Source organism: Streptomyces sp. NPDC039462 (assembly GCF_055639375.1).
Window position 1 is genome coordinate 502,696 of the sequence record NZ_JBVKAO010000002.1, and the last position, 21,498, is coordinate 524,193.

Here is a 21,498-nt window from a genome sequence, read left to right on the forward strand (position 1 = left end):
GCCGTGTCAACACCGCCACCCGGCCGGGCCGCGGCTCTGCGCTTGTCAGGACCGAGACCCTGTACTTGTCAGGCCGAGGCTCTGCGCTTTGCCGTCGACTTCTTCGCCGTGGTGGTCTTCTTCTCCGTCGCCTTCTTGGCGGCGGTCTTGCGAGCCGTCGTCTTTGTCGCCGTCGTCTTTGTCGCCGCGCCCTTGGAGTCCGTCGTTTTGGACGCCGTCGACTTCGTCGCGCTCTTCCTGGCCGTGGTGGCTTTCTTCTTGCCGCCCACCTGCTTGGGAGTGGCACGGGACGACTTGCGCGGCAGCCGCGTCACCTCGGCCACCGAACCGCCGTCCCCACCGCCCTCCGAACCCGCGGCCTCCCCGCGCGCCGAACGCGCCTCGCGCACGCTGTTCTCCAGCGCGGCGAGCAGGTCGATGACCTTGCCGCCGCCTTCGCCGGCCGGGGCCCGCTTCGCGGGTGCGGCACCGTCGGCCTTCGCGGCGACGAGCTCCTCGACCGCCTCGCGGTAGTCGTCGTGCAGGGTGTCGAGGTCGACCTCGCCGAGGGTGTCCATCAGGGCGTCCGCCAGGTCGAGTTCGGCGTCCCTGACCGTCACGTGCTCGTCCGGCGCCACCCCTTCGGGCGCGCGGATCTCGTCCGGCCACAGCAGCCCGTGCATGGCGATCACGTCGTCGACGACGCGCAGCATGCCGAGCCGCTCCCGGCCCCGGAGCGCGTACTTCGCGATGGCCACCCGCTGGCTCCGCTTGAGCGCCTCCCGCAGCAGCGTGTACGGCTTGGCGGCGGGGACGCCGTTCGCCGACAGGTAGTAGGCGGCGCCCATCTGGAGCGGGTCGATGCGGTCCGCGGGGACGAAGGCGACGATCTCGATCGTCCTGGCCGTCGGGATGGGCAGTGCGGCCAGGTCCTGGTCGGTGATCGGGATGATCGAGCCGTCCGCGTCCTCGTACCCCTTGCCGATCTCCGCCGTCGGCACCTCGCGCTCCTCCAGCTCGCAGACCTTGCGGTAGCGGATGCGGCCGCCGTCCTCGGTGTGGATCTGCCGGAAGGAGATGGAGTGGTTCTCGGTGGCGTTCACGAGCTTGATCGGGATGCTGACCAGTCCGAAGGAGATCGCACCGTTCCATATGGATCGCACGTCCGGCACCTCACGGGAGTGGGGAAGGAAGGGCTATGGGCTATGAGCTATGGGCTATGGGCCACTGCGCCCTTTGTGGCGTTGTGACCGTTTTATGGGACTCTCATCCTATGACGCCGATCACAGAGGTGGAGGGGCGAAGGCTCGCGCTCAGCAATCTCGACAAGGTCCTGTATCCCGCGAGCGGCTTCACCAAGGGCGAGGTCCTGCACTACTACGCGAGCACCGCCGACGCCCTCCTCCCCCACCTCCGCGACCGGCCCGTCTCGTTCCTGCGCTATCCGGACGGGCCCGACGGCCAGCGGTTCTTCGCCAAGAACGTGCCGCCGGGCACCCCGGAGTGGGTGCGGACGGCCGAGGTGCCGCGCTCCCGCTCCGAGGGGAGGGCGCGGCAGGTCCTCGTCCAGGACCTGGCCACGCTGATGTGGGCGGCCAACCTGGTCACCGAGTTCCACGTGCCGCAGTGGCGGGCCGACGCCCCGGCGCGGGCCGACCGGATGGTCTTCGACCTGGACCCCGGCCCGCCCGCCTCGGTCGTCGAGTGCTGCCGGGCGGCGCTCTGGCTGCGGGAGCGGCTGACTGCCGACGGCTTCCACGTGTACGCCAAGACGTCCGGCAGCAAGGGGCTGCACCTGCTCGTACCGCTGGAGCCGACCCCCTCCGAACGGGTCACCGCGTACGCCAAAGGGCTGGCCGTCGAGGCGGAGCGCGAGCTGCCCGAGCTCGTCGTGCACCGCATGACGCGGAGCCTGCGCCCCGGCAAGGTCTTCGTCGACTTCAGCCAGAACGCCGCCGCCAAGACCACCGCCGCCCCCTACACGCTGCGGGCCCGCCCCGAGCCGACCGTCTCCACCCCCGTGACCTGGGACGAGGTCGAGGACTGCGACGAGCCGGAGCAGCTGGCCTTCGCGGCGGACGACGTCGGGCCCCGGCTGCGGCGGCTCGGGGACCTGTTCGAGCCCCTCGCCGACCCGGACCGGGCACGCCCGCTCCCCTGACCCGGCAGCCGACGACCGACCGTGACCGGCGTCACACCTAATCAAGTTTGACTAGTAGCGCTTCGAGGCATACCTTCTCCATCACTAGTCAAAGTTGATGAGGAGATCGCGTGACCCTTCTTCCCGAGACCGGATACGTCCCGACCGCCGAGGACCGCGCGAGCCTGGACGCCTGGTTCGCCGAGTACGACGCGCACAGCGCGAAGCGCGACGTGGAGCGCATGGCCGACCTGGCCGTCTTCCCGCTCAACCTGGTCAGCGACGACTCCGCGGGCGACGGCCGGGCGGCGCAGTGGGACCGGGAGCAGTTCGTGGGGACCATGACGCACGTCATGGGCGACGGCAGCGAGGACATCACCTTCGAGTCCACGCGCACGCCCGTCTTCCTCTCCCCCTCCATGGCGGTCGTCTTCACCGACTCGGTGATGACGGCGAACGGCGAGACGCAGCAGCTGCGCTACGCCGACATCCTGATCAGACGCGGCGGGTCCTGGGCCTTCCAGACCATGATCCAGGGCGGCTGGGGGGACAACCTGTAACAGGCGGGCCGCTCACCACACCCGCGAAGAGGTCAGACCCGCTCCCAGGTGTGGCGGTCCCTGGCCAGGGCGTGCAGGGCCTCCACATCGGCCGGTTTCAGCACCCCGCCGAGCCGGGCCAGCGCCGGCAGGTCCGCCTCACGCAGCACCCGCACGTCGCGTGGCGGCGCCGCCACGTCCAGGTCGGCGGCGCCCGTCCCGACCAGCGCCAGGACGGGGCGGACCTCGGCCGTCAGGGCGAAGGAGGCCCGGCCCGCGTCCGAGCGGATGGTGCGCAGCAGGGGGAACGGCTCGGCGCGGCCGACCGTGACCATCGGGTCGGCGATGCGGACGCGCTGCTTGCGGACGGCGAGGGTGCCCACGCAGAACAGGCCACCGGGGCCGATCAGCAGATGGTGGATGCGGGCGCCGCCGGGCAGCGGCAGGGAGTGCAGCACCCGCCAGCCCGCGCCTTCCAGGCCGTCCAGGGCCGCTCCGACCGCCTGCTCGGCGGCGAGCGCGCGGTGCCGGGGGTCGGCGCGCAGCCTGCGGGCGGACGCCGGGTCGCGGTCCAGGGAGATCTGCAGGGCCTCGCCGGGCCGGTTCGGGGCGAGGTCGTCGTCCGGGTGGAGGGCGAGGCGGGCCAGCTCTCCCGGGGTGGGTACGGGCGGTGGGCCCACCGTGACCTGACCGGCCAGGAAGGGCGCGAGGACGTCGAGTACGTCCCGCTCGTGGTCCTCGCTGAGCAGGTTGACGCGGGACGAGTCACGGTCGTACCAGGCGATGTTCCTGCCGTCCGCGAGACACACGTACAACCGCTCCTGCCCGTGCCGCCAGGCCGGTACGACGCGCAGTCCGTTCATGCGCCATCACCCCCTGGACCATGGGACCAGCCCGCACGCTCCCGCGGCAAGAACCCGGAGGCGCGCGACGGAAGTCGGGGCGTCTTTGCGCCGAGTGCGCCGGTCCGGGCGGGAAGTCCCTCCGGTCCCGTAACGGCACCGCCCGCACAGCTATGGCCCGCTGTTACGCAGCCGCCGAACCGCCGCAATGGCGGACATCTAGCGTCGTCACTGTCGCCCGGTCCCCCCGGGCGACCACCCGAGCGATCAGCCGAGCGATCAGTCAAGCGATCGGCTCAGCGATCAGTCGAGCGACCTAAGGAACGTCCCGTGAGCACCCAGCGCCGCCGTCCCCTCCTCCGTACCGCCGCCGTCTCCGCCCTCGTCGGCGGAGCGCTGCTCGTCCCGGTCGCGGGCGCCTTCGCGGACGCACCGGCGCCCAAGCCGAGGGGCGAGTCCTTCGAGGTCACCCTCGGCAACAGCGCGAAGGCGCGGATCCTGAACCGCGGCGGCTCGTACGCGGCGACGGTCTCCCTGGACGGCAAGGAGGTCGCGGCCCTCTCCGCCACGCACCCGACGGCCACTCAGGACGGTGTGCGGTACGAGCTGCACCCCCGCAACGGGCACATCGGCATCGCGTATCTGAACGGCCAGGACGGCAAGGGCGGCGAGAAGGAGCAGCGGGAGCAGAAGGGCACCCCGCCGCCCGAGGGTGGCGTCGCGGCCGGTGCCCAGGGCGTGCGGGACGCCGGTGATCCGGCGTTCCTGGTCGCCGGGGGCGGCATGGCGGCGGCCGGCGCCGCGGGGCTCGGCTTCGCGATGCTGCGCCGCGGCCGCACGGACTCCTGACCCCCGCCCACGCCGGCCACCCCCCCGGAGGAGCCCGAACCCCCGTGCACACCGCGACCAACTCCGAGCCCGGCACGTCCGACGAACCGGCCGCCCCCGTCCCCCGCCGCCGCCACACCACCCGCATCGCGACCGCCGCCGCCCTGACCACCGCGGTCGGCATCGGCCTGATCGCCTGCGCCCAGGGCGGCGCCGGCGCCCCGGCCCCCGACGTGCGGGTGCACAACGCCGTCGCCGACCGGGGCGAGCGGGCCGTCGCCCCGCTGAAGCCGTCCGAGCCGACCGGGCTGCGCATCCCCTCGGCGGGCGTCGACGCGACGTCGATGCTGGGTCTTGGCGTCGGCGCCGACCGGGAGCTCGACGTGCCGCCGGTGGACAGGGCGGACGAGCCCGGCTGGTGGACCGGTGGGGTCACGCCCGGCGAGAAGGGACCGGCCGTGATCGTCGCGCACTACGACACCGCGAACGGCCCCGCGCTGATGAAGGACGTGGCAAAGGTCGGGGTCGGCGACACTGTCGAGGTGCCGCGCGCGGACGGCGGCACGGCGGTCTTCGCGGTGCGGGAGATCCAGCAGGTCGACAAGAAGGACTTCCCCACCAATAAGGTGTACGGGGCGACCGACCGGCCCGAGCTGCGCCTGCTGACCTGCGGCGGGCCGCTCGTGGACGGTCACCGCTCGGACAACATCATTCTCTACGCCGACCTCGTGTCCTGACACCCGTCCCGGTGTCGTGACCGCGGGGCCCGGCGTCACGACAGGCCGCGCCCCGCGGCAGGCAGGAGTGCAGTGAACCGCAGCCGGCTCGCGGCCGCCGCCTTCGCCGTCCTCGCCGTGGTGGCGGTGGGCGGCTGCGGCGATCCGGGCGGGCTGGAGGGCGCCGGCGCGACGCCGACCGCCCAGGGCCCCACCCGCCTCTGGCCCGACCTGCCGTCCCCCTCGGTGCCCGCCGAGGACTACGGCGCCATAGAGAGCGTCAAGGTCGAGGGCGTCGAGGTGCCGGCGGGCGGCCTGCGCAAGGTGGACCCGGTCGACGTCGTCCGCGCGGACTTCGCCGAGAACCCGGGGACGTACGAACGTTCCGACTCCGCGTATCAGGAGACCCTGGAGCGGCTGGAGGACTGCGCCGAGGACGGCTCCGGCGAGAAGGGGCGGTGCCCCGTCCTCAAGGCGTACTACCGCGATCTGACCGGTGACGGCGAGGACGACCTGGTCGTCGGCGTCTCGACGCCCGACGACAACCTCGACATCCGCGTCTACGCCGAGGCCGAGAAGGAGCGGCAGCTGACGCAGATCATGGAGATGAGCGACGCCGTGCTCGGCGTCGAGCTGGCCGGGCGCGATCTGATCATCCGCGCCGTCTCCAGCCTCGCGGGGTACGAGTACCACACCGTCTGGTCCTGGGACTCGCACCAGAAGGCGATGCTGCCGACGAGCGACGAGATCGTCCGCGCCGCGAACGCGCCGCGGCCCAAGACGCCCCGCCCCTCCCCCGCGAAGCCGTCGGACGGCCCTTCGGACACGCCCTCGGCGAGCGCCTCCTCCACCGCGGGCGGCGGGCGATGAGCCACCGGCAGCCGCGCGGGCCGCGGCTCCCCGCCTGGACGGCGACCCTCACCTGGAAGGCCGCGGTCTTCATCACCGTCATGTGCTGCGCGCTCGCCGCGCTGCTCGGCGCGCTCGTGCACGTGTCGGTGACCAACCAGACCGTGGGCCAGGCCCGCGAGCGCGCCCTCGCCCGCCTCACCGAGGTCACCGAGCGGTACGAGGCGGGCGACCGGCTCGGCCCCGGTGCGGGCGTCGACCCGGCGGGCCTGCCCGGCAGCCTGCGCGACCTCGCGCTGAGCGGGGAGCGCGGCACGATGGTCGCTGCCCACGAGTCCCGGCCGACGATGTGGGCCGCGGGCCCCGCCGACGGGCACCGAGCCATCGCCGTCCAGGTCGACTACGCGCAGGGCGCCCGCACCATCGACGGGCTCGACCGGGCGATCCTCGGCTCCTCGGTGCTCGCGATCGGCGCGACGCTGCTGGTCGGCGCGTTCGCCGTGACGCGGGTGACGCGGCGGCTGCACCAGACGGCGCAGGTGGCGCGGCGGATCAGCGCGGGCGACCTGGACGCGCGGGTCAGGGACCCGCACTCCGGCCCGGGCGCCACGGGCGTGCCCCGCCACCAGGACGAGGTGGCCGCGGTCGCCGGGGCGTTGGACACGATGGCGTCCACGCTGCAGGGCAAGCTCCTGAGCGAGCAGCGGTTCACCGCGGACGTCGCGCACGAGTTGCGCACCCCGCTGACCGGGCTGCACGCGGCGGCCGAGCTGCTGCCGCCGGGCCGGCCGACCGAGCTGGTGCGGGACCGGGTCGCCGCGCTGCGCACGCTGACCGAGGACCTGCTGGAGATCTCCCGGCTCGACGCGAAGAGCGAGCGGGTGGACCTGGACGCGCACCAGCTCGCTCCACTGGCGGAGCGCGTGGTGCGCTCTTCGGGCGAGGGCACGGAGCTCGTCGTCGTACGCGATGTGTGCGTGGAGACCGACCGGCGGCGGCTTGAACGGGTCCTCGGCAACCTCGTCGCCAACGCGCTCAAGCACGGGCGTGCACCGGTCCTTGTGACCGTCGACGGTCCCGTCGTCTCCGTGCGGGACCACGGCGACGGCTACCCGGACTACCTGGTGGAGCACGGGCCGCAGCGGTTCCGCACCGAGGGGACGAGCAAGGGGCACGGGCTCGGGCTGACCATCGCGCTCGGGCAGGCGGCGGTTCTCGGTGCGCGGCTGAGGTTCTCCAACGCGGCGGACGGCGGGGCGGTGGCGACGCTGCGGCTGCCGTTCGAGGAGGCTCCGGAGGGCGGCGACGGGGACGAGCCGCCGCGTTAGGCGGTTGCGCCACCCGTGGGCTTCTTGGGGTTCCAGGTGAGGTTGTGCGCACACAGGGTGACGCTTCTAGTGAGAATCGCGGCCTTTGCGCAACCGCTCGGCCGCCCCGCCCCCTCACCTGAGGAGTCCTCATGTCCCTGCGTACCACCGCCATCCGGCTCGGCACGGTCACCGCCGGCTGTGCCCTCGCCGCGCTCGCCGTCACCGGCCCGGCCGCGGCCCTGGACGACCACGACAACGCCACCAAGACCAGCAAGACCGAGAAGACGGAGAAGGCAGAGAAGGCGGAGAAGACAGCGCAGGTCGGAAAGGAAGACAAGACCGAGAAAACCGAGAAGACCCAGAAGACCCAGAAGGCCGAGAAGGACCAGAAGGTCGAGAAGGCCGAGAGCAAGCCGCCCGTCTACAAGGGCCGCGTCACCGCCAGGTCCGGGCTCCTGCTCCGCACCTCCCCGACCCGCGGCAGCAAGGTGGTCCGCAGCGTGCCGTACGGCAAGGTCGTCACCATCTTCTGCAGGACCAAGGGCGACCGCGTCGTCAACAACAACGTCTGGTACCTGCTCACCGACGGGACCTGGGCCTGGGGGTCCGCGCACTACATCGCCAACATCGGGAAGGTGCCCCGCTGGTGCTGACGCCCCGGCCGACATAGTCGACATAAGCGGACTTCGGGGCGATTGCTTGCTACGTTCCGGGCATGGCCGGAACGAGCGCGGACCCCGCACCCCCAGCGGGCCCCGCTGTCCGGGTCGTCCACGTCCCCCGGCGTCGCGGCACCGAACTCGCCCTGCTCGTGGTCGCCGTCCTGCTCTCCGTGTACGGCTACTGCGACGTCGGCCTCGCCCGACACGGCACCGTCCCGCCCGGCGCCGCCGGTTACGGCGCCGGGCTCGGCGTGCTCGCCCTCCTCGCGCACCTCGCCGTCCGCTTCCGCGCCCCGTACGCCGATCCGCTGCTGCTGCCCATCGCGGTGCTCCTCAACGGCCTCGGCCTCGTCCTCATCTACCGGCTCGACCTGGAGACCCCGAGCGACGAGGCCGCGCCCGCCCAGCTGATCTGGTCGACGGTCGGCGTGACCCTCTTCATCGTCGCCGTCCTCTTCCTCCGCGACCACCGCGTGCTCCAGCGCTACGCCTATCTCTCCGTCGTCACCGCGCTGCTCCTGATGATCGTGCCGATCTTCTTCCCCGCCGTGAACGGCGCCCGGATCTGGATCCGGATCGGCGGGTTCTCCATCCAGCCCGGCGAGTTCGCGAAGATCTTGCTGGCCGTCTTCTTCGCCAGCTATCTCGCCGCCAACCGCAACGCCCTCGCCTACACCGGACGCACCATCTGGCGGTTCGAGCGCCTCCAGCTGCCCACCGGGCGCGTCCTCGGCCCCATCGTCGCGATCTGGCTGCTCAGCGTCGGCGTCCTCGTCCTGGAGCGGGACCTCGGCACCTCGCTGCTCTTCTTCGGGCTCTTCGTGATCCTGCTGTACGTCGCCACGGGCCGCATCGGCTGGATCGCGGTCGGCCTGCTGCTCGCCGCGTTCGGCGCGTTCGCGGTCGGCTCGCTGGAGCCGCACGTCCACAGCCGTGTGGAGGACTGGCTGCACCCCTTCGCCTCCATCGACGCGGGGCAGGGGCCGAACCAACTCGCCCAGTCGCTCTTCGCGTTCGCGGCAGGAGGGATGCTCGGCACCGGGCTCGGCCTCGGCCACTCCATCCTCATCGGCTTCGCCGCGAAGTCCGACTTCATCCTGGCCACGGCGGGCGAGGAGCTGGGGCTCGCGGGGCTCTGCGCGATCTTCCTGCTCTACGCGCTGCTCGTGGAGCGCGGCTTCCGGGCCGGGCTGGCGCTGCGCGACGCGTTCGGGCGGCTGCTCGCGATCGGGCTCGCCTCGATCGTCGCGCTCCAGGTGTTCGTGATCGCGGGCGGCGTCATGGGGCTCATCCCGCTCACCGGCATGGCGATGCCGTTCCTCGCGCAGGGCGGTTCGTCGGTCGTCACCAACTGGATCATCGTGGCGCTGCTGATCCGGGTCAGCGACTCGGCGCGCAGCCAGCCCGTCCCCGCGGAGACCGCGTGACACGGTACATCCGGCATGCCGCCGCGTTCTGCGCGCTGCTGCTCATCGCCCTGCTCGGCAACGCCACCCGCGTCCAGGTCGTCCAGTCCGACGCGCTCGACGACAATCCGGCCAACCGCCGCAACGCCATCGTCCGCTTCGGCCAGCCGCGCGGCGACATCCTCGTCGACGGCCGGCCCGTCACCGGCTCCAGGGACACCGGCGAGCAGCTCCGCTACGAACGGACGTACCGCAACGGGCCGTTGTACGCACCCGTGACCGGCTTCGCCTCGCAGGTGTACGGCACGACCTTCCTGGAGAACACCGAGGACGACATCCTCTCCGGCACCGATCCGATGCTCGCCCCGCTCCCGCTGTGGAACGACATCACGCGCACGCAGAACCCCGGCGGCAAGGTCGAGACCACCATCAAGGCGCCGGTACAGCAGGCCGCGTACGCGGGGCTCGGCGGCAAGCGCGGGGCGGTCGTCGCGGTCGAGCCGTCGACCGGGAAGATCCTCGCGCTGGTCAGCACCCCTTCGTACGACCCCGAACGGCTCTCCGGGACCCGCGGCTCGGTCGCGGACAGCTGGGCGGAGCTGAACGGCAGCCCGGACAAGCCGATGCTGAACCGGGCGATCCGCCAGACCTATCCGCCCGGTTCGACGTTCAAGGTGGTGACGGCGGCGGCCGCACTCGAATCGGGCACGGTGACGGACCTGGACGCGCCGACCAAGTCCCCGAGCCCGTACACCCTGCCCGGCACCAGCACCCGGCTGACCAACGAGGTGGAGGGCTGCGAGAACGCGAGCCTGCGCTACGCCTTCCGGTGGTCCTGCAACACGATGTTCGCGAAGCTCGGCGTCGACACGGGCCTCGGTCCGATGACGGAGACGGCACGCGGCTTCGGGTTCGACGACGACGGGCTGCGGATCCCGTCGTCCGTCTCCCCGTCCCACTTCGACACGTCGATGGACAAGGCGCAGCTCGCGCTCTCCGCCATCGGTCAGTACGACACCCGGGCGACGCCGCTGCAGATGGCGATGGTGTCGGCGGCCGTGGCGAACGGCGGCTCGGTCAAGGCCCCCCACCTCGTGGACCGTACGACGAGCGACGACGGCGACGTGGTCGACAGCACGGGGACGAGAACGCTGCGGCAGGCGATGAGTCCGGGCACCGCGGCGCAGCTGCGGGAGATGATGACGCAGGTCGTCGAGGAGGGCACCGGCACGAACGCGGCGATCCGCGGTGTGACGGTCGGCGGCAAGACGGGCACGGCACAGCACGGCATCGACAACTCCGGCACGCCGTACGCGTGGTTCGTGTCCTGGGCGCAGGCGGCCGACGACCCGGAGCCGTCGGTGGCGGTCGCCGTGGTGGTCGAGGACGCGTCGGCGGACCGCGGGGACATCAGCGGGGGCGGCAGCGCGGCGCCGATCGCGAAGGCGGTGATGGAGGCGGCGATCAGCGCCCGCTGACCGGGCTGCCACCCCCTGGCCGGCTACCTCTCGCCGGACGCGATCGCGTCCCGCACCTCCGCCACGCGCTCCCGCTCCTCGGCCGCGAAGCGCTCCGCGTCCAGCTTCTCGGCGATCTCCTCGTCCTGCGCCATGAGCTGGTCGAGGTTGGCGTCGCCCATCTCGAAGACGCCCATGTCGACGTACGCCTCCTGGAGGCGCTTGCCCCACAGGCCGATGTCCTTGACGCACGGCACGATGCGGGAGAACAGCAACTGCCGGAACAGGGCGAGGAATTCGGAGTTCTCGCTGTACTCCTGGGCCTGCGCCTTGGGGATGCCGAAGTTCTCCAGGACCTCGACGCCGCGCAGCCTGTCGCGCATCAGGTAGCAGCCCTCGATGACGAACTCCTCGCGCTCGCGCAGTTCCGCGTCGGTGAGCTGTTTGTAGTAGTCGCGCAGGGCCATCCGGCCGAAGGCCACGTGCCGGGCCTCGTCCTGCATGACGTAGGCGAGGATCTGCTTGGGCAGGGGCTTGTCCGTGGTGTCGCGGAGCATGCCGAAGGCGGCGAGCGCGAGGCCCTCGATGAGCACCTGCATGCCGAGGTAGGGCATGTCCCAGCGGGAGTCGCGCAGGGTGTCGCCGAGCAGCGACTGGAGGTTGTCGTTGATCGGGTAGAGCATGCCGATCTTCTCGTGCAGGAAGCGGCCGTAGATCTCCGCGTGCCGCGCCTCGTCCATGGTCTGCGTCGCGGAGTAGAACTTCGCGTCCAGGTCGGGGACCGACTCGACGATGCGGGCCGCGCACACCATGGCGCCCTGCTCGCCGTGGAGGAACTGGCTGAACTGCCAGGAGGCGTAGTGCTTGCGCAGCTCGCCCTTGTCCCGCTCGGTCAGCTTCGCCCAGTGCGGCGTGCCGTAGAGCGACATGGACTCGTCGGGGGTCCCGAGGGGGTCGAGCGGGTCGACCTCGAGGTCCCATTCGATGCGCTTGGCGCCGTCCCACTGCTTGTCCTTGCCCTTCTGGTACAGGGCGAGGAGGCGGTCGCGGCCTTCGTCGTACTCCCAGCTGAAACGGGCCGAACTGGCGGACGGGACCTGCCAGTTGAGCCCAGCCGGCGGACTGGTGTAAAGCTCGTGCGTCGCCATGACGGCAGGCTCACACGCTGATGGACAAGGGGTCAACAAGTCGCGCGCAAGGGATTGACGGCCTTGCTGACAAGCAGTCTCATAAGAAGTGACCGTCGGTAACCCCGCGACAAGGCAGGAACAGTCATGACGACCGTGCCGGAAGACGTTTCCCTCGACGGCCTGCGGGACGCGCTCGGGCTGCTCAAGGACCGGGAGCAGGTGGCCGCCCGGCTCCTCGAATCGTCCGCCAAGCACTCCTTCGACCCCGACAAGGACCTCGACTGGGACGCCCCGCTCGAGGAGGGCAAGTGGTTCTGGCCGCCGGAGCTCGTCTCCCTCTACGACACCCCGATGTGGAAGCGGATGTCCGAGGAGCAGCGGCTCGACCTCGCCCGGCACGAGGCGGCGTCGCTCACCTCGCTCGGCATCTGGTTCGAGATCATCCTGATCCAGCTGCTCGTCCGGCACATCTACGACAAGTCCGTGACCAGCGCCCATGTGCGGTACGCCCTCACCGAGATCGCCGACGAGTGCAGGCACTCGATGATGTTCGCCCGGGTGATCCAGAAAGGCGGCGCACCGACGTACCCGGTCTCGCGCCTCAACCACAACCTCGCGCGCGTCCTGAAGACGGTCTCCACCACGCCCGGGTCCTTCGCCTGCACGCTGCTCGGTGAGGAGATCCTCGACTGGATGCAACGCCTCACGTTCCCGGACGAGCGCGTCCAGACGCTGGTGCGCGGCGTGACCCGCATCCACGTGGTCGAGGAGGCGCGCCATGTCCGGTACGCCCGGGAGGAGTTGCGGCGCCAGATGGTGACCGCGCCCCGCTGGGAGCGCGAGCTCACGCGGCTCAGCTGCGGCGAGGCCGCGCGGGTCTTCTCCATCGCCTTCGTGAACCCCCGGGTCTACACGGACGTCGGCCTCGACCGGCGCGAGGCCGTGGCCCAGGTGAAGGCGAGCGGCCACCGCAGGGAGGTCATGCAGAGCGGCGCGAAGCGGCTCACCGACTTCTTGGATGACATCGGCGTGCTACGGGGGGTCGGGCGGAGGCTCTGGCGGTCTTCGGGGTTGCTGGCCTAGGTTCTTCGCTGCGGGTGGGTGGGGGCTGGTCGCGCAGTTCCCCGCGCCCCTGAAAGCGCCCCTGAAAGCGCCCCTGAAAGCGCCCCTGCGGGGCGCCCCAGAGGCCGGTCGCGCCTGCGTGGCGGAAGACGCACATGTCGCAGTCCCGCGGCCCTGACGGGGCGCGCCCCGAGTTACGCTGCGGGCATGACTTCGCCTGCCGCCACTCCCGCGTACCGCCGCATGAGCGTCGAGGCGCGGCGGCGGCAGCTCTTGGACTCCGCGCTCACCCTCTTCGCGCACCGCGCGCCCGAGGACGTCAACCTCGACGACGTCGCGGAGGCCGCCGGGGTCTCGCGCCCGCTCGTCTACCGCTACTTCCCCGGCGGGAAGCAGCAGCTGTACGAGGCCGCGCTGCGGTCCGCGGCCGACGACCTGGAGCAGTGCTTCGCCGAGCCGCCGGACGGACCGCTCACCCGGCGGCTCGCCCGGGCCCTCGACCGGTACCTGGCCTTCGTCGACCAGCACGACACGGGGTTCAGCGCGCTCCTTCAGGGCGGCAGCGTCGTGGAGACCTCACGGACGACCGCCATCGTGGACGGTGTGCGCCGGGCCGCCGCCGAGCACATCCTCAGCCACCTGGGCGTGCCGGAGCCGGGTCCGCGGCTGCGGATGACCGTACGGATGTGGATCACGGCGGTGGAGGCGGCCTCGCTGATCTGGCTGGACGAGGAGAAGCAGCCGCCCCTCGACGACCTGCGGGACATGCTCGTGGAGCAGTTCATGGCGGTGCTCGTGGCGACGGCGGGACGCGACCCGCAGACCGCGGACGTCGTCCGGTGGGCGCTGACCCTGGAGACCCCGGAGGGCCCCGTCGGCGCCCTCGCACGGGGCGTGCTGCCCGTGGTGGCCGACGCGGCACACCTGCTCTGAGCCCCCCCTTGACCTGCGGGGTGTGACACTGGGGGCGTGAAGAGCGAAGACACTCCGTTCGTGGGCGGTCCCCTGGACGGCCGGGTGCTCCCGGTCCTCGTCGGGCCGACGGGGCATCCCCCGAAGACGTACCGTGTCCCGGTCCCCGACGACGCGGGCGGTCCCCCGACGGTCCTCGTGTACCGCCGTACCCCCGCGGCGGGGCGCAGCCGGATCTCGCTCGGCGCGAGGTGGCAGTACGAGTTCGACGCGGTCGGCGACGAAGGGGGCGGCTTGAAGTGGCCGTGGTCGAAACCGGGACCCCGCTGACCGTGCGCCCCTGCGGGCAGATCGTGGCTGGTCGCGCAGTTCCCCGCGCCCCTGACCCCGAACCTTCGCCCCGCCCCCCCCTGAAGCGCACCCCGCAGGGGTGTTGCAGGGGCGCGGGGAACTGCGCGAGCAGCCCCCACCCACCCGCGGGCGCAAACGCCGGGACGCGGGGACTTCAGGGGCGCGGGGAACTGCGCGGCCGGCCCCCACCCACCCGCAGACGTGCACGACGCGACGCAACCCACCACGCCGACGCCCCCTGCAAGGGTGACCCAGGTTGCGCCGACCGCCCCCGCCGGGAGGCGAACCCCCCGGCCGGGCCGGATGCTCACCCTGCGCGCAGGAGAGCCCTCCGCGCACCGGAGGTGATGACGTGTCAGGCACACTGCTGCGGTGGGTCTGCACAGGGGCCGCCCTCGGCGCCCTGTGTACGACCGCTCCCCCGGCCCAGGCGGCCCCGGAACCGGAAGTCCGTTCCGTCGCCGCCCTCCTGACGGACCTTCATCTGCTGTACCAATCGGCCGAGGAAGCCTCGGAGACGTACAACGCGACCGAGGAGAAGCTGAAGAAGCAGCGAGCCAGGGCCAAGGCCCTGGACGACAAGCTCGCGAAGGCGCGCGCCGCGGTGCGCGACACCCGGGCCGACGCCGGCCTGTTCGCCCGGCAGCAGTACCAGGGCACCACCGAGCTCTCCCCCTACCTACGGCTGCTGCTCGCCCGCGACCCGCAGCGCGCCCTCGACCAGGGGCACGTCATCGGCCGGGTGGCCGCGGGCCGGGCCGCCACGGTGGAGCGGCTGGCCGAGGGTGAGAAAAAGGCGGACGACCTGGCGAGGGCGGCGAAAAAGGCGCTGGCCGTCCAGGCCGTCCTCGCCGCGCGGCAGAGGAAGCAGCGGGACGAGGTCGACGGGCAGCTGCGGGAGGTCGAGGAGCTGCTCTCCTCCCTGAGCGTGGAGCAGCTGGCCGCGCTGCGGCAGGCGGAGGAGGCGGGCACGGCCGAGGCGCAGGAGAGGTTCCTGACGTCCGGCGCGCTCGGGACGCCTGGCGCACCCGGTGCCCCCGGCGGCAGCCCCGCCACCCGGCCCCCCTCGCGGCAGGGCGACAAGGCGCTCGACTACGCGGTCCGGCAGATCGGGCGGCCCTACAAGTGGGGCGCCGAGGGCCCGAAGGCGTTCGACTGCTCGGGGCTGACCTCGCGGGCCTGGGCGCACGCGGGCCGGAAGATCCCGCGGACCAGCCAGGAGCAGTGGACCGAGCTGCGCCGCATCCCCTTGTCGAAGCTGCGCCCCGGGGACCTCGTCGTCTACTTCCGCAAGGCCACGCACGTGGCGATGTACCTGGGCGACGGCAAGGTCGTCCAGGCGCCGCGCCCCGGCGCCCGCGTGAAGGTGTCACCGATCGCCGCGAACCCCGTGCTCGGTGCCGTGCGGCCCGACCCCAGGGGCCGGACCATGCACGGGTACACCCCGCCGAAGCTGCCCGAGGGCGCCACCGCCGGCAGCGACCTCGGGTACGGCGCGGGTCAGGCGCCCGGTGCCACCGACTCCAGGTAGGCGGCCGCCTTCTCCGGGTCGAAGAAGAAGTTCTCGAAGTCGGCCGGGTCGTTGAAGCCGTTGGCGAACCGGTCGGCGACCGGCTGCAGCTGACCGGCCGCGCCGAGGATGTTCAGGACGTGCTCCGGCGGGGCGCCCAGCATGGCGTTGGTCCACTTGGTGACGTACTGCGCCGTCTCCCAGTAGCGGTCGAACGCCGACTGCATCCACTCCTCGTCGAACGGCTTGTCGCCGTGCTCGACGATGGAGGAGATGTACGAGGCGGCGCACTTGGACGCCGAGTTGGAACCCTGGCCGGTGATCGGGTCGTTGGCGACGACGACGTCGGCGACGCCGAGGACCAGGCCGCCGCTGGGGAGCCGGCCGATGGGCTTGCGCACGGTGGGGGCGTACCGCCCGGCCAGCGTGCCGCCCGCGTCGGTCAGCTCGACCTTCGTGGCGCGCGCGTACTCCCAGGGCAGGAACTTCTCCAGGAGTTCGAGGGTGAGCGCCAGGTGCTCGCTCGGGTCCTTGATGCCCTGGAAGACATCGAGGGGGCCGCCGGGGATGCCCTCCCAGAAGAGGATGTCCGCGCGGCCCGACGTGGTGAGCGTCGGCATGACGAAGAGCTCGCCGACACCGGGCACGAGGTTGCAGCGCACCGCGTCGAACTCGGGGTGCTCCGGGCGCGGGCCGAGCCCGTGGACGTACGCCACCGAGAGCGCGCGCTGCGGCTCGGCGAACGGGGAGCGGGCCGCGTCGCGCTCGAACATCGAGACGAGCTCGCCCTTGCCGGCGGAGACGAGCACCAGGTCGTAGGTGCGCGAGAAGTAGTCGAGGTCGCCGACCGCGGCGCCGTGGATGACCAGCTGGCCGCCGCGCTGGGCGAACGTCTCCATCCAGCCCGCCATCTTCACGCGCTGGTCGACCGACTGGGCGTACCCGTCGAGCTTGCCGACCCAGTCGATGGCACGGGAGCCGTCGGGGCCGGCCACCGAGACGCCGACGCCCTCGATCTTCGGGGCCTGCGACTCCCAGAAGTTCGCCTGGATGTCGCGCTCGTGCTGGAGGGCGGTGTGGAACATGCACTGCGTGGACATGACCCGGCCCGACCGGATCTCGTCCGCGGTGCGGTTGGACATCAGGGTGACCTCGTACCCCTGCGCCTGGAGCCCGAGAGCGATCTGGAGCCCGGACTGCCCGGCTCCGACGACAAGTATCTTCCGCATGAGGGTCCTTCTCTTACTCAGGGGTTACGTCGAGCGCGTGGCCGACCAGGGCGAGCAGCGACTCGATGACCGAGATGCGCTGCCGTGCGTCCATGATCAGCACGGGTATGTGCGGTGGCACCGTCAGCGCCTCCCGCACGTCCGCGGGCTCGAACTTCTCGCTGCCGTCGAAGTGGTTGACGGCCACGATGTACGGCAGGCCGCAGCTCTCGAAGTAGTCGAGCGCCGGGAAGCAGTCGGACAGGCGGCGGGTGTCGGCCAGCACGACGGCGCCGATCGCGCCGCGCACCAGGTCGTCCCACATGAACCAGAAGCGCTGCTGACCGGGCGTGCCGAAGAGGTAGAGCACCAGGTCGTCGTCGAGCGTGATGCGGCCGAAGTCCATGGCGACCGTGGTGGTCGTCTTCTCCGGGGTCGCGCTCAGGTCGTCGGTGTCGGCGCTCGCCTGCGTCATCAGCGCCTCCGTCTGGAGGGGCGTGATCTCGGAGACGGCGGTCACCAGCGTCGTCTTGCCGACGCCGAAACCGCCCGCGACCACTATCTTCGTGGCGATCGGGGCACGTGACCTGTCCGTCTGCCAGGCCTGCAACTGACCCTCGTTTTCGAGGAGTTCAGAGACGGCGGAGTCCACTCAGCACCCTTTCCAGCAGTGCGCGGTCGGGCTGTCCCGGGCCGTGGCCCGTTCCGTACACGCGGATCTTTCCCTGGTCGGCGAGGTCGCTGAGCAGTACGCGGACCACGCCGAGCGGCATCTTCAGGAGCGCCGCGATCTCCGCGACCGTACGCATGCGGCGGCAGATCTCGACGATCGCCCGCATCTCCGGCATGACCTTCGACAGCGTGCCCTTGGGCAGTTCGAGGCGCTCGTCGGGCGCTTCGAGCGCGGGGTTGCTGGCCACGAACGTCTCGACGAGCAGGACGTGGCCGAACCTGGTCCGCCCGCCGGTCAGCGAGTAGGGACGCACCCGGGCGGGTTTTCGGTCGCCGCCGCGCTGCGGCAGCTTCGGCGACTTGCTCCTGCTGCTCCTGCTGCTCATCGGGCGCTCTCCATCGACTGGCGCAGTTCGCTGCGGAGTTCGGGGGTGAGGACGTGCCCGGCGCGGCCGACGAAGAGCGCCATGTGGTACGCGACGACGCTCATGTCGCAGTCCGGTGTGGCGTGCACACCGAGCAGCGAGCCGTCGCTGATGGACATCACGAAGAGGCTGCCCTCCTCCATCGCCACGACGGTCTGCTTGACCGCTCCGCCGTCCATCAGCTTCGCGGCGCCGATGGTGAGGGAGCCGAGCCCGGAGACGATGGTGGCGAGGTCCGCGCTCGACCCCTTGGGCCCCGAGGTCTTCGCCGCGGGACGCTCGGCGTTGCGCCCGGGGTCGGAGGAGAGCAGCAGCAGACCGTCGGAGGAGACCACCGCGACGGAGAGGAGCCCGGGCACCTCCTCGACCAGGTTGGTCAGGAGCCAGTGCAGATTGCGGGCTTCACTGCTCAGGCCCGCGGAGCCGGTCTGTGCGGCGGATCCCGTCTGTGCGGCGGATCCGGCGGGTGTGGCGGATCCGGCGGGTGCGGCGGATGTGGCCGGTTTTGCGGATGTGGCGGACGAACTGGGCGTGCGCATGGGCGCAGTCAACTGCTTGCCTCCTCGACTGAGTCCCCCATTACGTCTGCGGCTCGTTCATTCTGGTCCGACGGCTTCGTCGTCTCTTCCCCCGCGCCTTCGCCCGCGATCTCGGCCTCCACGTCCCGACGGCCGCTGATCGCGCCCTGGTGGAAGCCGCCGAGGCGGCGGCGGAGTGCTTCGGCGTCCACGGAGCCGGTGCGCGGCTTGGGCGCGGCGGCCGCGGGCGCGGTGATCTTCGGGGTGCGCTTGGGCAGTCCCTTGTCGGTGACGCGCTCCCACTTGGGGGGCGCGGGCGCCGCCGCGGGCTCCGGGTCCGGCTGCGCGTCCGAGTCCGGCTCCGCGTCCGGGTCCGGCTCCAGGAGCTGGGGCGGCAGGAGCTCCATCGTGGTCTCCGCCGACGGCGAAGGCCCGGAGTCGGAGTCGGACTCATCAGAGGAAGGCTCCGGCTCCGGCTCGGGCTTCGCCTCGGAGGAAGGCGCGGGGAGCGCCGTCTCCAGGGTCCGCTCGGCCGCCGCGATCAGCGGATCCTCGCCGGGTGCGCTGGTCAGACGCCCGGGAAGGACATTGGAGTTGGCCTCGGCCTCGGAGCCGGGCAGATGCGTCAGGGGCTCGCCGGTGCGCGGCGGCGCGACCACCGCGGCGGGCGCGGCCGGCGCGGGCGCGTCCGCGAGGATGCCCTCGGGCAGCACCACGACCGCCGCGACACCGCCCTGCTTCTGCTCCCGCAGCCGCACCCGCGCCCCGTGCCGGGCGGCGAGCCGCGCGACGACGTAGAGGCCGAGCCCGAGCCCGTCCCCGCTCTCCTGGTCGTGCACGGCGTCGGGGTCGAAGTCCGCGAGGCGGGCGTTGAGCTCCCGCATGCGGTCCTGCGGGACGCCGATGCCCTCGTCCTGGACGGAGAGCATGACCTCGCCGTTCTCCAGGAGCCAGCCGGAGACCTCGACGGAGGCGTCCGGCGGCGAGAACGAGGTCGCGTTCTCCAGGAGCTCGGCGGTGAGGTGGCTGATGTCGTCGGCGGCGAACCCCGCCACGTGCGCGTGCGGCGGCAGCGTGGCGATGCGGACGCGTTCGTACCGCTCGATCTCGGAGACCGCCGCGCGCACGACGTCGACGAGCGGGACCGCGCCGGGGTGCTGGTGGCCGTGCTCGGCGCCGGCGAGGACCAGGAGGTTCTCGCTGTGCCTGCGCATGACCGTGGCGAGGTGGTCGAGCTTGAAGAGGGTGGCGAGCCGGTCGGGGTCCTGCTCGCGGTCCTCCAGGTTCTCGATGACGGCGAGCTGGCGCTCGACCAGGCCGAGGGTGCGCAGGGCCAGGTTGACGAAGGTGCCGTGGATGGACTGGCGCACCTGCTCCAGGTGCGCGGAGGCCTCGGCGAGCTCCTCGCGCAGCGCCGCGCGCTCGTCCGCCATGGACTGCCGCTGCCCGATGAGGTGCTTGCGGTCCGATTCCAGGGTGGCGAGGCGCTCGGTGAGGGCGGCCGCGTGGGCATGCAGCGCGTTGACGGAGCGGACGACCTGGGCGAACTCGTCGTCGCGGCCGGTGAAGCGGATCGGGTCCTGCGGCGCGGGCTCGGTGGCGAGGCGGGCCGAGCCGAGGCGCAGGACGGCGAGCGGGCGGGTCAGCGAGCGGGCCGTGCCCATGGCGAAGCCGACCGCGAGGAGCAGGCAGACGCCGACGAGCGCGATGCGGATCTCCAGGGCCGTGATGTCGTCGTCGCGCAGCTGGGCGAGGTGCTTGGTGCGCTCGACGCCGAGCGCGGACTCGGCGCCGCGCATGGTCTCGATGCGGGCGGAGAGCGCGGCGTCGACCTTCTTGCGGTCGGAGCGCCGCTCGTCGGCGGAGAGCGTCGGCCGGTCGGTGAGGCGCTCGAGGTACTTCTCCGCGGCACTGACCTCGGCGCCCGTGACGGTCGAGTCGTACGTGGCGCGGGCCGGGTCGCCCGCCGCGTCGCGGAAGTCGGCGAGCGCGGCCAGCTCGCGGACGCGGGCCTGCTGGGCGGCGCCGCTGAGCTCGTCGCGGCGCTTCGCGTCGGCCGGGGCCTCGTCGGTGCCGGTGGCGGGCAGGCCGGTGACCGGGTCGACGGCGGGGGTGCCGGTGGGGCTCGGCAGGGAGAGGGCGGCGAGGAGCAGGCCGCGGGTGGCGGCGGCCTGCTCGACGGCGTGGTCGAGGTCGGCGAGGGCGAGGGCGCCCTTGTTCGCCTCGGGGGGCAGTTGTTCGGCGAGGTCGCGGGTGAGGCCGTGGAGTTCGGCGATGACCTTGGTGTACGCCTCGTGGGCTTCGAGAGCGGTGCTCTTGCCGGTGAGCGCCGCTCTGCGCACGGCGGCGATGTCGGCGAGGTCGGCGCGGAGCCCGGCGGGCGCGTCGGCGCCGCGGAGCTCGTCGACCTGCCGGTCCACGCGGGCGCTGCGGCTCTCGGAGAGGCCCTTGCCCTGCGGGCGCCCGGCGGCGATGAAGGACGTGACCTCGTCCCGCTCGTCGGCGAGGGAGTGGCCGAGGGAGACCGCCTGCTGGGTCTGTTCGGCGAGCGTCACCAGGCTCTGGGTGTCGTTCAGCCGGTCGGACGCCGCGATGACGGCGGGCGCGCCCGCTCCCGCGACGGCGGCGGCCACGACGGCGACGGCGACGATCAGCCGATTGCGCACGCGGGCGGTGGGCGCCTTGTTGACACCGGCCGCCGGGGGCACCGGCGCAGGGGGCACCGCGGCGGAGGCGTCGGGGCCGGCCGTCTTACCGGCAGGTGCGGCTGCCTTACCGGCAGGTGCGGCGGCCTTACCGCCAGAGGCTGCGGCCGCGCCCGAGGCGGCGGCCGTCTTCACGCCCGCTCCCGCGTCCGGGGAGGAAGCCGCTCCAGGAGGTGGAGCCGTGCCCGCGGAGACGTCCGTGGCCGTACCCTCCGGCGCACGCTCGGTCGGAGTGGTCGCGCCCGGCGTGGCCCCTTCAGGGGCCGTCTGCTTGCCT

Annotated in this window: 21 protein-coding genes; 13 read left to right on the plus strand and 8 right to left on the minus strand. The window is 72.3% G+C overall.

What is annotated here, in order from left to right:
• Positions 1 to 68: 68 nt before the first annotated feature.
• Positions 69 to 1,142 carry a non-homologous end joining protein Ku gene (ku, locus tag ACZ7LU_RS12905; protein ID WP_471916711.1) on the minus strand — a complete coding sequence of 358 codons (1,074 nt, stop codon included), beginning with the start codon at positions 1,140 to 1,142 and terminating at the stop codon, positions 69 to 71.
• 110 nt (positions 1,143 to 1,252) lie between these two features.
• Here ku and ligD point away from each other — a divergent pair, with 110 nt between their 5' ends.
• Positions 1,253 to 2,140, plus strand: coding sequence for a non-homologous end-joining DNA ligase (gene ligD / locus ACZ7LU_RS12910; protein ID WP_471149477.1), 888 nt, complete (start codon positions 1,253 to 1,255; stop codon positions 2,138 to 2,140).
• Positions 2,141 to 2,250: 110 nt separating this feature from the next.
• Positions 2,251 to 2,679, plus strand: coding sequence for a nuclear transport factor 2 family protein (locus ACZ7LU_RS12915; RefSeq protein ID WP_398301158.1), 429 nt, complete (start codon positions 2,251 to 2,253; stop codon positions 2,677 to 2,679).
• 32 nt (positions 2,680 to 2,711) lie between these two features.
• On the opposite strand, the gene ACZ7LU_RS12920 is transcribed toward ACZ7LU_RS12915, so the two are convergent.
• Complete coding sequence (locus ACZ7LU_RS12920; RefSeq protein WP_471916712.1) at positions 2,712 to 3,521, minus strand: nuclease-related domain-containing protein; 810 nt, start codon at positions 3,519 to 3,521, stop codon at positions 2,712 to 2,714.
• Between the two features lie 309 nt (positions 3,522 to 3,830).
• On the opposite strand from ACZ7LU_RS12920, the gene ACZ7LU_RS12925 reads away from it, so the two are divergent.
• The 7 genes from ACZ7LU_RS12925 to ACZ7LU_RS12955 all read left to right on the plus strand — a co-directional run bounded on the left by ACZ7LU_RS12925 (position 3,831) and on the right by ACZ7LU_RS12955 (position 10,749).
• Complete coding sequence (locus ACZ7LU_RS12925) at positions 3,831 to 4,349, plus strand: hypothetical protein (RefSeq protein WP_398301155.1); 519 nt, start codon at positions 3,831 to 3,833, stop codon at positions 4,347 to 4,349.
• 44 nt (positions 4,350 to 4,393) lie between these two features.
• On the plus strand, positions 4,394 to 5,065 hold the full coding sequence (locus tag ACZ7LU_RS12930; RefSeq protein ID WP_471916713.1) for a class F sortase: 672 nt from the start codon (positions 4,394 to 4,396) through the stop codon (positions 5,063 to 5,065).
• A 72-nt stretch (positions 5,066 to 5,137) separates the two neighbouring features.
• A complete protein-coding gene (locus ACZ7LU_RS12935) occupies positions 5,138 to 5,914 on the plus strand; it encodes a hypothetical protein (protein WP_471916714.1) in 777 nt (258 codons plus the stop codon).
• Complete coding sequence (locus tag ACZ7LU_RS12940) at positions 5,911 to 7,221, plus strand: ATP-binding protein (RefSeq protein ID WP_471916715.1); 1,311 nt, start codon at positions 5,911 to 5,913, stop codon at positions 7,219 to 7,221. Before ACZ7LU_RS12935 ends, ACZ7LU_RS12940 begins: the two co-directional genes overlap by 4 nt.
• 131 nt (positions 7,222 to 7,352) lie before the next feature.
• Positions 7,353 to 7,856, plus strand: coding sequence for an SH3 domain-containing protein (locus tag ACZ7LU_RS12945; protein WP_471916716.1), 504 nt, complete (start codon positions 7,353 to 7,355; stop codon positions 7,854 to 7,856).
• Between the two features lie 62 nt (positions 7,857 to 7,918).
• Positions 7,919 to 9,292, plus strand: a complete 1,374-nt coding sequence (locus ACZ7LU_RS12950; protein ID WP_471916717.1) for an FtsW/RodA/SpoVE family cell cycle protein — start codon at positions 7,919 to 7,921, stop codon at positions 9,290 to 9,292.
• On the plus strand, positions 9,289 to 10,749 hold the full coding sequence (locus ACZ7LU_RS12955; RefSeq protein ID WP_471149484.1) for a peptidoglycan D,D-transpeptidase FtsI family protein: 1,461 nt from the start codon (positions 9,289 to 9,291) through the stop codon (positions 10,747 to 10,749). Before ACZ7LU_RS12950 ends, ACZ7LU_RS12955 begins: the two co-directional genes overlap by 4 nt.
• A gap of 23 nt (positions 10,750 to 10,772) precedes the next feature.
• Here ACZ7LU_RS12955 and ACZ7LU_RS12960 read toward each other — a convergent pair whose 3' ends face one another.
• On the minus strand, positions 10,773 to 11,876 hold the full coding sequence (locus ACZ7LU_RS12960) for a ferritin-like domain-containing protein (protein WP_471916718.1): 1,104 nt from the start codon (positions 11,874 to 11,876) through the stop codon (positions 10,773 to 10,775).
• 126 nt (positions 11,877 to 12,002) lie between these two features.
• Between ACZ7LU_RS12960 and ACZ7LU_RS12965 the strand changes: the two genes are divergently transcribed.
• The 4 genes from ACZ7LU_RS12965 to ACZ7LU_RS12980 all read left to right on the plus strand — a co-directional run bounded on the left by ACZ7LU_RS12965 (position 12,003) and on the right by ACZ7LU_RS12980 (position 15,714).
• Positions 12,003 to 12,941: a diiron oxygenase gene (locus ACZ7LU_RS12965; protein WP_398301139.1), complete on the plus strand. Its 939-nt coding sequence runs from the start codon at positions 12,003 to 12,005 to the stop codon at positions 12,939 to 12,941.
• Positions 12,942 to 13,127: 186 nt separating this feature from the next.
• The gene (locus ACZ7LU_RS12970; protein WP_468313567.1) at positions 13,128 to 13,853 is read left to right on the plus strand and encodes a TetR/AcrR family transcriptional regulator; all 726 of its coding nucleotides are present in this window, start codon (positions 13,128 to 13,130) and stop codon (positions 13,851 to 13,853) included.
• A 36-nt stretch (positions 13,854 to 13,889) separates the two neighbouring features.
• The gene (locus ACZ7LU_RS12975; protein WP_471916719.1) at positions 13,890 to 14,162 is read left to right on the plus strand and encodes a hypothetical protein; all 273 of its coding nucleotides are present in this window, start codon (positions 13,890 to 13,892) and stop codon (positions 14,160 to 14,162) included.
• 373 nt (positions 14,163 to 14,535) lie between these two features.
• The gene (locus ACZ7LU_RS12980; RefSeq protein WP_471916720.1) at positions 14,536 to 15,714 is read left to right on the plus strand and encodes a C40 family peptidase; all 1,179 of its coding nucleotides are present in this window, start codon (positions 14,536 to 14,538) and stop codon (positions 15,712 to 15,714) included.
• Here ACZ7LU_RS12980 and ACZ7LU_RS12985 read toward each other — a convergent pair.
• The 5 genes from ACZ7LU_RS12985 to ACZ7LU_RS13005 are packed head-to-tail and all read right to left on the minus strand — an operon-like array spanning position 15,684 to position 21,356.
• Positions 15,684 to 16,922 carry a styrene monooxygenase/indole monooxygenase family protein gene (locus tag ACZ7LU_RS12985; protein ID WP_471149489.1) on the minus strand — a complete coding sequence of 413 codons (1,239 nt, stop codon included), beginning with the start codon at positions 16,920 to 16,922 and terminating at the stop codon, positions 15,684 to 15,686. The genes ACZ7LU_RS12980 and ACZ7LU_RS12985 overlap by 31 nt on opposite strands.
• A 13-nt stretch (positions 16,923 to 16,935) precedes the next feature.
• Entirely contained in the window at positions 16,936 to 17,553 is a 618-nt protein-coding gene (locus ACZ7LU_RS12990) for a GTP-binding protein (protein ID WP_398301129.1), read from the minus strand.
• Entirely contained in the window at positions 17,534 to 17,959 is a 426-nt protein-coding gene (locus ACZ7LU_RS12995; protein ID WP_471212862.1) for a DUF742 domain-containing protein, read from the minus strand. The genes ACZ7LU_RS12990 and ACZ7LU_RS12995 overlap by 20 nt, the downstream gene beginning before the upstream one ends.
• Positions 17,956 to 18,537: a roadblock/LC7 domain-containing protein gene (locus tag ACZ7LU_RS13000; protein WP_471916721.1), complete on the minus strand. Its 582-nt coding sequence runs from the start codon at positions 18,535 to 18,537 to the stop codon at positions 17,956 to 17,958. Before ACZ7LU_RS13000 ends, ACZ7LU_RS12995 begins: the two co-directional genes overlap by 4 nt.
• An 8-nt stretch (positions 18,538 to 18,545) precedes the next feature.
• Complete coding sequence (locus tag ACZ7LU_RS13005; RefSeq protein WP_471916722.1) at positions 18,546 to 21,356, minus strand: sensor histidine kinase; 2,811 nt, start codon at positions 21,354 to 21,356, stop codon at positions 18,546 to 18,548.
• Positions 21,357 to 21,498: the final 142 nt, after the last annotated feature.